General features: G+C 51.5%; 4 protein-coding genes. 2 read left to right on the top strand and 2 right to left on the bottom strand.

The window, feature by feature from the left end; genetic code table 11:
* On the bottom strand, window positions 1-627 hold a 627-nt coding region (locus tag AAF564_24450; GenBank protein MEM8488720.1), incomplete at its 3' end, for a sugar phosphate isomerase/epimerase family protein.
* 137 nt (window positions 628-764) lie between these two features.
* Window positions 765-3,401 carry a UxaA family hydrolase gene (locus AAF564_24445; GenBank protein ID MEM8488719.1) on the bottom strand — a complete coding sequence of 879 codons (2,637 nt, stop codon included), beginning with the start codon at window positions 3,399-3,401 and terminating at the stop codon, window positions 765-767.
* Window positions 3,402-3,559: 158 nt separating this feature from the next.
* Here AAF564_24445 and AAF564_24440 point away from each other — a divergent pair, with 158 nt between their 5' ends.
* Together AAF564_24440 and AAF564_24435 are read left to right on the top strand one after the other, a co-directional pair.
* A complete protein-coding gene (locus tag AAF564_24440; GenBank protein MEM8488718.1) occupies window positions 3,560-6,037 on the top strand; it encodes an ABC transporter permease in 2,478 nt (825 codons plus the stop codon).
* 394 nt (window positions 6,038-6,431) lie between these two features.
* Window positions 6,432-7,741 (top strand): sulfatase-like hydrolase/transferase (locus tag AAF564_24435; GenBank protein MEM8488717.1); only part of this gene is annotated, 1,310 nt, incomplete at its 3' end.

Here is a 7,741-nt window from a genome sequence, read left to right as displayed (position 1 = left end):
GTCAGCCAGCTTCATCACACCGCTCAGCCATTTGCCATGGCTTGAATTGCCACCATGGTTTTCGATGGTGACATTCATATCAAAATCATCGGCAAACTCACAGAGCCGGCGCAGGCCGTCTGCTACCAGTTTCATTTCTTCGTCGTAGTCTCCTTTCTCCCCAAAGCCGCCCATGCTGAATCCGTTAACGCGGATCATGTGGCAGCCCAGTGTTTTGGCTGCACGCACCCACTTTTTGTGGTTGTCTACGGCTTCCATGCGCTCCGCCTTGTCGGGTGCACCCAGTTTGCCTTCGCCATCACACATAATGAGCACGCTCTTTACACCCTCCCCATCTGCACGATTCTTCATTTCGCGGATGTAGGCTGCGTCTTCCGCTTTGTCTTTGAAGAACTGGTTCACGTACTCAACAGCTTCAATCCCGTGCTTCTTTGCGTCGCGTGCAAAATCAAGGTTATCCAGTTTCCCGGAGAACAGTAACGGATTTAGCGACCACTGGGCAAGCGATATTTTAAAGAGCTCCTTGGATGGCGTAAGTGATGTCAACCCTGGCAGCACAGTTAACCCGGCGGCAGCAGCACCGGCTTTTTTCAGAAATTCGCGTCTGTTTTCAGGTGTCTGTTTCATGAAAATCTACTTCTGGTATGGATAATGGTTTTAGAAGAAAAGGCTACTTGATCGAAGCCACGCGCTTTGCCGGAGCCATATAAGAAACTAACAAATTCTGCACATATTGCACAACTTTGTCTCGCATACCACGCTGACTAAAGCGAAATACCGCGCCAGCCTCTTGAAATCTGAAAATCAACATGCTGCGCTGCTGTGCTTTTAGGCAGGTATGTTTTTGTCAGAGTTTGTTCGATCAGGTTCAACAACGCCTCAAAAGTATTTGACCCTGCCGGCCACCAATCTGCGTGTGGTCCGTCTGCAGTACCCAGTTGTAATACGGGGATAAACGGATGGGCGGGCACAGCAAAAGCGTCTGAGATTACGAGTATGACATCAACCCCAGTCGCACCCAGCCCTGCCAGCAATTCCTGTTCATGCCAGGTTGGAGCTGCCATGGCGTGGAAGCCCGGCCGCAAAATGCGCTGCCCATAATGAATGGTAGGAGCAATGTCTGCTGCGAGTCTGAGTTGCTGAAGTAGTGGGTGCTGCACATAGCCGGCTTCAACCGCAGCATGCGGCACGACAATGGTCCCGTTTGCCTTTACGACACCTTTTGTCAACCTGCCCAACACGTCTACAAGTGCATCAGATAGATTTTGTGCAACCAGGATGCCTACCGATGCAGCTTTACCCGTCGACGAAGCATTCTCCCTAACTTGACGCTCACCAAACCAGCCTGTTATCTTTTCCAGTACTGGCGCAATGCCACCATCTTGCTGAATGCTTGCCCAGCCATAACGTGTGGTGTCAACACCTTCTGCCTCCAGATAATTTCGAAAGTAATCGTTGTGGGTTTTCTCACATCCGTGCTCGAGCAAGAGCGCATGTTTGATGGCGGGATGCATCAGGTGACCACAAATGGTCCGAAGAAACAGTTTTTCTGATGCGCCACTCGAAGCGCCACACCCTTCGGTATGCACAACGCTGACAAACCGTTCTACATCAATGGACCTACCTATGCCCATCGCATTGAGTTTTGCTGTAGCCATTTCACTGATTTGCCCGGAGCATAGACTTGTTGGCAACACGAGTCCGACTGAAGCCGGCGACGACGCCAGGTTCACCGCTGGTGCATCGGATATATCAATGGGAATAGGTATACCGGGATAATCAGTTGCGCCGGCATCTACCACTGGCGCCTGCTCTGCCAGATTCAACCGCCAGTTGCGCCAGAGCTGCACCTGTGCGTGGCCTGCCTTTTCGCCAACACTCTGCGCTCCGCTGGCAACCCGGAGCGTTTCAGCAAGCATCTTGCTGCCCAGTGTATCCATCGACAGGCCGTCCAGGTACTCGCCTGCATTGACATCCATATCCGCAGTAAGGTGTTTGTAGCGCGCTGTGGTGGTCACCACTTTGAGGGTAGGCACAAACGGAAAATTGGTAATGGATCCGTTGCCGGTTACGAAGAAAATCATGTTGCAGCCGGCAGCTACCTGGCCGGCAATGCTTTCAAGGTCGTTGCCCGGGCTATCCATAAAGTAAAATCCGGGCGACTCCATCAATTCCCCATATTCAATGACCGCATCCAATCGGACCGCAGGGTCTCGCTTCATGGCTGCGCCGAGCGATTTCAAATAGATGTTGTAAAGTCCCCTGAATTTATTCCCGCCAGAGGGATTACCGGCGGCAGAACTGCCGTGCCTGGCTGCACGCTCCTGGAACCGGTTTACGACGGATAAAAAGTGTTTGGCAACATCGGGCGACTTCACGTTCTTGAGCACATACGACTCCGCACCAATGAGCTCATCGGTTTCAGCCAGGTTTGCGCCGCCCCCCTGCGCGACAATTTCCCGCGCAACCCAGCCAGCCAAAGGATTTCCTGAAATCCCCGAAAACGCATCTGAACCACCGCACTGCAATGCTATTTTGAGTTTGTTTGCAGGGAGTTGTGTACGTCCGGTTTTATTCGCGATACCAAGCAGCGTGTCTACCTGAGCAACAGCCTGATCAAAGTGTACGGCATACGCCCCCTCCAGGGTCATGTATCGAACAGCATCTGCATCAACCGGATAGTGCTGTGCAGCAAGGTATGCTTGCAGGTCTTCGCTCTTTATCCCGGCAGCTGCGTGATCAATGACCAATACGGCACCCACATTGGGGTGCACCATAAAGCCGGCCAGGGTACGCAGCACAAGCATCCTGTTGTGCTGTACTGCATCTTCTCCCTCTGTGTGCGCAACGGGCACTACCCCATCAACATTGTCAAAACCGCTTGCGCGTGGGTTACAGTGTGCAGCAAGCCGGCGCACAAATCCTGCCGTGCGCGAAGATGCGCCGACAATGGCTACGTGGTTCCGCGTCCCTGCCCCACGCTTTCCCCGATCGAAGCCGTCAAAGTGGAGTACCGATTTTGCCGGCGCGACCTGCTGGCCCGACACCAGCCTGGCTTCCTCGATTTCAAAGGGTGGAATTTCATCGGTAAAGTTCGCTTCTGCAGGTAACGCAAAATCAATGCTACGGCCGGCAAGCGCTTCAAGCACCCCCGGATTACAGACATACTCTCCCGGCGCAATTGAGCGGATTGCTTTCCCAAACGGCATATCCCAGGATGTCAGTAACCCGCCGGCTTCTATGTGCATAACAGCAAACCGGTGCCCTTCCAGCACCGTATGTGACAGCGCAAAAGTATTTGTTTCGAAGCGGATAACGATACCAGCTTCAAGACGCCTGGTGGCGATGGCTACGTTATCGCCGGCAACAGGTAGCCGGCCTACTTCCATAAAATCAATCATATTTACAAGTACCCTCTTCGATGTCCGAATACGAACAGCTTGTGTACTGCTGGCGAACATCCCAGGCAGTAATCCTCACTCAAACAACGTCAATTTAGCCCTTATTGCCATATTTAGCGAATAGGCATATATCTTGTAAAAAGTAAAGCTGCCCCCTGATGGCATTGACCAAAGACAAGCGCGCCATGCTAAAGAATTATTTAAAAGTAACCCTGCGAACGCTTTACAAAAACAAAGGATATGCCTTTATCAATACGATTGGGCTGGCCTTCGGCATGGCAAGCATTATCCTGATCTTTCAATTCGTGCAGCATGAGACATCTTATGACAGATTCTACACCAATGTTGACCAGATATATCGCGTCAATCTCTATCAACCTGGGAACGCATACCTCGGCACAGACAGGTACGCTGTAACACCTCCCCCATTGTCAGGCGTCCTAAGAAACCACTACCCGGATATTGACCACGCCACAAGCCTTCGAAACCGGAGTGCGCTCTTAAGTGTGGGTGACCAGCATTATTGGGAAGAAGGCCTATGGGCCGACAAGCATTTCTTCGATGTATTTTCCATCCCCCTCCTCCAGGGAAACGTCCACTCAGCGTTGGCTTCTCCTGATGCCATTGTACTGACTAAAACGGTAGCAAATAAACTATTCAATGGCGAGGATGCCCTCAACCAGGTCCTGCAAGTAGGCGACGAAGGCCTCTTTACCGTGACCGGAATTGCCCCTGACGCGCCGGTCAATGCCAGTATCAAATACGGTTTCATCACCTCACACTACGCGCACGCTTCCTTCGCAAGAAGCATTACAAACAACATTTGGGGAAGCAGCAATGTACACACGTTTTTTTCTTTAAAAGAGGGCGTGGACATTGAGGACTTCGAAGCCAAATTGCCAGGACTGGTATTTGACTTTCGATACCGAGGCGATACCGATATCCCGGCAGCATCGCGCGATCAGTACTTCACGCAGGCGCTTTCCGATATCCACATGGCGCCTTTCATCAATTTCGACATCGGCTTCCATGGTGAAACCAGAAATGGTGTAAAAGGCGACAAGAGACTGATTTACCTTTTTATAGCCCTGGGATGCGTCATCATTCTACTGGCCTGCATCAACTACATGAACCTTGCCATAGCCAGATCAATCAGGAGATCAAATGAGGTGGGGTTACGAAAAGCAATTGGTGCTCGCCGCATCCAGATTGCCGGCCAATTCCTGAGCGAATCTATTCTTATTGCCGGATTAGCACTTGTACTCGCGTTGCTGGCCGTAGAACTTTTGACGCCTTTCTTTGCCAGTATGGTCGACAGACCGCTTACATCAAATCAAGTCTATGATTTCAGGCTGCTTGCCGCAGGTGCACTCCTCATTGTGATTGTCGGCTTTGTTTCAGGCAGCTACCCGGCTTTCTTTATGTCCGGCCTAAAACCAATCGATGTATTGAAAGGCAAACTAAACACAAGGCATTCGCGGTTCAGCCTGCAGCGCCTTCTCATCGTGGGCCAGTATACAGCCTCTATGGTTTTGATTGCGTGCGGGTTTGCAATTTATCAACAACTCCATTTTATCAAAAACAAAGACCTCGGATACGATCTTGAACAGGTGGTTACAATACGGATCCAGCAAGAGAACCACCAATTACGCAATGGCCTCGACCGCGTGCGCGAAGCATGGTTGGAAAATCCAAACGTATCAGCAGTAACGGCTTCCTCGACATTACCGGTTTATGTTGATTGGCAATCGGAAATAAGCGGCTGGGAAGGCAGTAATCCTGAAGAGGTGCTTCCGATATACATGAATGCCGTCGACCACAACTACTTACAACTTTACGGCATCGAACTGACAACAGGACGAGATTTTTCTGTCGATGTATCTACCGACGAAGTTGCTGCAGCCATCATTAACCAGTCTGCTGCCCGCACGCTTGGCTGGACGCCTGAAGAAGCCATTGGCAAGCAGTTTAAAATGGGACGCGTTGCCAGCACCCGGACAATTATTGGCGTTGCTGAAGATTTCCACGCCCATTCCATGCGTTCAGAGATCAGGCCCTATGTTTTTTACCTTGCTTCTGAAAAAACAGACCTGGCCGCTTCAGTCAATTACCTCTCAGCCAAAATTCATCCCGATGACCTTCAGGGAACGCTTGCATCCATGCGGGCTTCTTTGCGGGATATATCCCCCTACCCTGTTGAGTTCAGGTTTCTGGATGACCGTTTTGCCCAACTTTATCATGCGGACGAGAGCCTAGGAAAAACAATCGGCTTCTTCACGTTCCTTGCATTAATCATCGCATCAATGGGCCTTTTTGGCCTGGCTGCCTACGCCGTTGAACGACGTACAAAAGAAATTGGCCTGCGAAAGGTTTTGGGCGCTCCTGTTGCAACACTCACCCATATGTTGCTCAAAGACTTTGTGTGGCTGGTTTTAATCGCAGCCCTTGTAGCAACCCCGATTGCCTACCTTACGATGCAATACTGGTTGGAAGGCTTCGCTTATCGCATTGAAATCGGTCCCGGAATTTTTCTAACGACCATTGCACTGACATTTACCGTTGCCCTGTTTACCGTTGGACACCAGACCTTGAAAGCGGCTTTTGCAAATCCCGTTCAAAGTTTGCGGCACGATTAAACGATGGTCACTACAGGGCTGCTGTAATGGTTCGAAACTACCCCGCACGGTATTTGGGTGCATAGAGCCAATCATATTCAGCGACTTTGTGACTATCGTTTAAACGCATTGTCGTGACCGATTAACGTAGGCACAACGGTAACGTCTGCAGCTTTTTAAGGCGCGTAGCAATCACAGACAACAAGCAGGCATTCGTTAAGAACATGGCTTTGTGTACGCACACAGGAAATTATACCATTTTAAAACAGGCATTTTCATTGGCGTTTTTCGTCTGATACCGTTTAGGTTACGGTTACTGATCATCCCAGCAAACGGCCTCATGTATCAAAAGCTTTCTGCGCCTCGGAGTAACCAGACACGACAACATCGGATATGTAAAAAAAGGCTGCAATGGATGCTGATTTGTATAGCCTGTATCAGTATCTCCTGCCAATCACAAACCCAGACTGATCAACCCAACGTCCTGCTCATACTTTCTGACGACCAGGGCACACTGGATCTCAACAGTTACGGTGCAACTGATCTCGATACGCCGCATCTGGACGACCTTGCGAAGCGCGGCATCCGCTTCACACAATTTTATGCTGCAGCGCCGGTTTGCTCACCATCTCGCGCAGCGATCCTTACCGGGCGCTATCCACAGCGCAATGGCGTGGTGGGCAACAGTGGCACGCTGCATTCGGATGAAACCACAATCGCAGAAATGCTTAAAGCCGGCGGGTATGCTACGGGGCAGTTTGGCAAGTGGCACATCGGGCATGGCCGGCCCAATGCGGAGTATGCACAGGCCCCCGGACCCAATGCAGAAGGTTTTGATGTTGCCGTTGGTTTTCTTAGTGGCGTAGTCGATTACTGGTCGCACTTCAATTATGGCGGCGCACCCTGGGGCGACCCGCCGCGCCGGCACGACCTGCATCGCAATGGCGAGGAAATCTGGCGAAGCGGAACGCACACTGGAGACCTGATTGTAGACGAGACCCTGGCTTTTATCGATAACACAGACGGCCAGCCGTTCTTTGCTTACGCTGCCTTTGGGTCACCACACTATCCAATGCAACCTTACGATCGGTACATGGCCCACTACGCACACTTGCCCATGCAACGCCGGCAATATGCAGCGCTTGTCTCGACGATGGATGAACAAATAGGCCGGCTGCTCGAAGGCCTAAAGACACGGGGCCTGGATCGCAACACGCTCGTTATTTTCATGTCAGATCATGGCCATTCAACCGAAGCGCGTGCAGATTTTGGTGGCGGTTACGCGGGGCCATTTCGTGGCGCAAAATTCAGCTTGCTCGAAGGAGGCATCCGGGTGCCGGCAATCGTCTCACTGCCCGGCACCATTCCAACTGGTGACATCCGACACCACCAGGCTACAGGCATGGACTGGCTACCTACAATAGCGGCGTATACAAACACGCAGCTTCCAGAAAACGCGCCAGATGGCAAAAGCCTTTACGCCATTATCCAGGATCCAGCTTCAGAAGAGGTGCACGAGCGCCTTTTCTGGCACCGCCCCCATGCGCAAACGCATCAATGGGCGGTGCGCGAAGGCAGCTGGAAACTCGTTCGAAACGGACGTGACACAGATGGGTCGCCACTCGCCGGAACAGATACCCTGTTTCTCAGCAACCTGACTATAGACTCTACAGAAACAACCAACCTTGCTGCACAACACCCAGGAAGGGTTGCGCAACTCACGCT

It is taken from the genome of Bacteroidota bacterium (assembly GCA_039111535.1).
Classification (GTDB): Bacteria; Bacteroidota; Rhodothermia; order Rhodothermales; family JAHQVL01; genus JBCCIM01.
Note: the sequence above shows the minus strand (reverse complement) of the source record. Positions and strands in the feature narration are given on the sequence as shown.

Excerpts from the sequence above, each read along its gene's own strand:
- AAF564_24445 (MEM8488719.1), bottom strand. The coding sequence starts at position 3,401 with ATGATTGATTTTATGGAAGTAGGCCGGCTACCTGTTGCCGGCGATAAC.
- AAF564_24440 (MEM8488718.1), top strand. The coding sequence starts at position 3,560 with ATGGCATTGACCAAAGACAAGCGCGCCATGCTAAAGAATTATTTAAAA.